Source organism: Armatimonadota bacterium, from assembly GCA_020354555.1.
GTDB lineage: Bacteria > Armatimonadota > Hebobacteria.
Map to the genome: position 1 here is coordinate 2813977 of CP070648.1, position 3527 is coordinate 2817503.

The following is a 3527-nucleotide window of genomic DNA, read 5'->3' on the forward strand; positions in this document are numbered from 1 at the left end:
CACCATGTGCTCCACGAAGTGGACGAGTCCGCGCTGGTGAAGCGTCTCGTAGCGGCGTCCCAACTTGACGCCCGCGATAAGACTAATGGAGCCCGAGCCCGGGCGAGACTTGAGCCAGACCTCGAGGCCGTTATCGAGGGCCATGCGTTCGGGCTGAATGGCTTCGTTAAGCGAGGAGGCATGGAGTGGACACGACGCGAGCATGAGGCTCGCAAGGGTGCAGGTAGCCAGCCAGCGCGTCAGGGCGAGCATGAGGGATGATTTCACCGCGCGCCGCCGCGTCACCTTCGGCAGCAACGCCCGCGGCATGGCTCTTCGCAGCCGCGCTGTCTCACACGGCCTCAGCGCCCGCTGCATCCGCGACGGGGGATGCTCAAGCCCCCGAGTATCTCCCGCACCGCCACCCTTCATCGAGCATCGCGAGGAAGTTCGCGACCGGCACGTAGTTCGCCACCGTGTTGCCCGACCCCAGCGCCCACCCGCCGCCCGGCGCGCATTTCTCGATGCACGTCCGCGTGTGCGCGCGCACCTGGTCTTCCGTGCCCCGCGCCAGCACGTCCATGTCCACGCCGCCCAGCAGGCCGATGCGCTTGCCCCACTTCTCCTTCGCCTCCCACACCGGCATGATGACATCCTCGAATGAATGCTTGGCGTCAATGCCGATATCGTCAATCAGCTCATCCATGATGCCGTCGAGCTTCCCACATGAATGCAGCAGCACCGGCTTGCGGTTGCGATGCGCGATCTCGCACATCCTGCGCTGCGCCGGGAATACGTATGTCCGCAGCACCTCCGGCGACGCGAGGGACCCGTTCTTGTACCCCATGTCGTCATTCAGCCACTGCGCCCCGACGAAATCCATGCTCGCGGTGTTCTCGACGACCCGGCACAGGATGTCGCCCACGCGTTCGGCGACCGCCGCGACCAGATCCGGCTGATCAACCAGCGCATAGCTGAACGTTTCGAATCCCATCAGAAACGTGAGGTTCTCCAGCGGCCCGCCCGGAATCGTCGCCGTCGCTTTCATCCCGTCCGGCAGCGCGCGCCCGACCGCCTCGAGGCTGCGAAACGCCGCCGGCGTCACCTCCGGCCACGGGTATGCCTCGAACTCCGCCCAGGTCGCGATCGGCCCCTTCGCCTCGTTCACCCACCCGCGCTGGCCGCGCGACAACGCGGCTGTGTCCTCCGCGCTCAGCCCCGGGCATGTGAATCCGATGTCCGTCCCTTGGCTGACGTAGTCATAACCCAGGTCGCGCCAGAAGGCCACGCGCCATGCCGCGTGTGCGTCCACATCATCGGGTTCCGCCGGCGGCGGCCCTTGGATCGCGGACATGATCTCGCCGTCGTGAAACAGCTCGGCGAACGGCACCCGGTCCGGCTCACCCGTGCGCATCACGACCCCGAGGAATCGCTCGAAATCCGGCGTCGGCTTTGTCATCTCGCCTCCGTTCACATGTTCCCGCGTATCAGTCGCCTCGGGCGCCGCGGTTTCGCCGCTGCTCCACGCTTACCCGCGTGCGCCGCGGCCGCGATGGTATGTCCTTCACCGCCTGCGCCAGTTCCTTCTCAATGCGCTCCATCTCCGCGCGGCCCGGAATACACTCGAGCGCGATGCGCAGCCCGCGCTCGGCGCGGCTCGCCGTGAAGTGAATCCCGAAGACGATGCCCAGCTCGTCGAGCACCCGCGCCATGTGCTTGCGCACGTCGCGCGCCCGGTCGTCCGCCAGGTACGCGCAGTCCGTGACGAAATGCGTGTGAACGAACACCCTCTCGCGCCGCAGGATCTTCAACCCCCGTCATCCGTCTGTCCAGCAAGTGACCGATATGCGATTAGGCCTGCAACGACCTGAATGCCGCGATCAGTCCTTCACAGTGAGCGGAAACCACCAGCTCCACGTGCGTCCGGTGGGCGTCAGCACCAACTCGTTGTAGTCCTCCCAATGCGGCTCGCCACCGCTCCAGAATTCGATGCAGAACCGCGGCCCCTCTCTGAGGTGCTCTCGTATCCCCGCCCACAGGCGCAGTTCGCCCAGGATGCGCTCGCGCTCTTCGCTCGGCCGTTCGTAGGCAAACTCGAGATCAGACTGCTGGATCCCATGAAGCAGTACCTGCGCCTGCGGCAGCAGCGTCTCCGGCAACTCAGTGTTGATGTGAATCCCGGCGCGTTCCGCCCGAATGCGCAGCCCCGGCGGCAGCATTGCGTAGAGCTTCAAAGCATCGTACGACGTGTCTCGCAGCTTCGCGGCACAATTGAGCGGCGATTCGCGGTGTCCAAGCTCAGGGGCGCCTCGGTAGCTCGTCGCGCTGATGTTGCGCGCCTGCTCCGGTGACAGGTTCGACACCAGGTACAGGTAATCATCCACGGTGATGCGCTTCTCGCCATGGGTGCGCCGTATCCATTCGTTGAGCACCGACGCCGGTACTTCCTCGGCGTCATCCACGAACCACAGGAGGCTGCGCACGCGGAAGAAGCCGCCGTCCTTGGTACAAGCACTCGCGCGCTGCCGGACAATGCGATCGAGCGTGTACTCCGGATTCGCATCAATGCAGTACGCTTCGTTCTCATCCCGGATCGCCGGGTAGGTCGGCGCCAAGCGCGTGTCTCGCGGGCCGGGGAAGCCAGCGAAGATGCTGCGCGTCCAGTAGCAGTCTGCCACCAGGTTAACATCCAATCGCTCGGCGACCTCGAGCAGGAGCAAGGGTAGTTGCCACTTGCCTCCCGCCGGCGTGAGGGCGATCGGCACGAGTTCACGGCTCGCGTGGACTCGAGTTGGCGCGTCCCCGACCCGAGCCCACTCCGGCACCACTTCCGTGCCCTCGTTGCGGGCCTTTGCCAGCACGTCTATCCCGCACTCCGTCTCCAGGCGGCGCAGCCGCTCGTACCTTTCAGTGTACAGTTCCCCGGATGGCGGCTGGTCCTCATATTCGGCGACAGCATCAGCGCACGAAGACCACAGCGTCCACCCCGGCCGCAAGTGGAAATACGTCAACCTCTTGATGAGATTTTGGGCAGGCTGATCCGAAGCGGTGATCAGGAGATAGCCCTGGAACGCCCATGGGAAGCCGACCTTCTCCACCCGCCCGTACAGGAGTCGCGCCGTATCCCATGACCAATCCTCGTCTCGCTGTCGCTCCTCCATGCCCACGCGTTCCCGGCGAAAGCCATCCTTCACTGCCTCCTGGAGCTCCGCGGACAGCTCGACGAACGGGATTGCGACGACGCCGCCGTCAAACAGAGTGTCGAACGCCGATTGAGTCAGCGCGCCGAACGAACGGCACCGTTCGTACATCAGCGTTGCCATCGCCGCCGCGTCCGGATCTACACTCGCCACCTCGCGCAGCTTCTCGGTGGGATCCATCGCGGCCGCAATGGCATTCCTCACGGTGCGGCGGTAGCGTCCGTCGCGCTCGGCGAAGTAGCGTGCGCGAAGGTCGTGCGCAAGTTGCGCCCGCGCCTCGCTTTGCACGAGGTGGTAGCGCGGGTGCTCCTGCGGCCCCTGCCTCCACATGAAGTCAAAGAGCACGGC

General features: G+C 65.3%; 4 protein-coding genes. All 4 read right to left on the reverse strand.

Features of this window, described 5'->3' with window-relative positions:
* The coding region (locus tag JSV65_11560) for an insulinase family protein (GenBank protein ID UCH33208.1) at window positions 1-309 on the reverse strand (309 nt) is incomplete at its 3' end.
* Window positions 310-373: 64 nt separating this feature from the next.
* Window positions 374-1438, reverse strand: a complete 1065-nt coding sequence (locus tag JSV65_11565) for a uroporphyrinogen-III decarboxylase-like protein (protein ID UCH33209.1) — start codon at window positions 1436-1438, stop codon at window positions 374-376.
* A gap of 28 nt (window positions 1439-1466) precedes the next feature.
* Window positions 1467-1790 (reverse strand): hypothetical protein, encoded by a 324-nt coding sequence (locus tag JSV65_11570; protein UCH33210.1) that lies wholly within the window; start codon window positions 1788-1790, stop codon window positions 1467-1469.
* 69 nt (window positions 1791-1859) lie between these two features.
* A partial coding sequence (locus tag JSV65_11575) for a hypothetical protein (GenBank protein UCH33211.1) occupies window positions 1860-3527 on the reverse strand: 1668 nt, incomplete at its 5' end.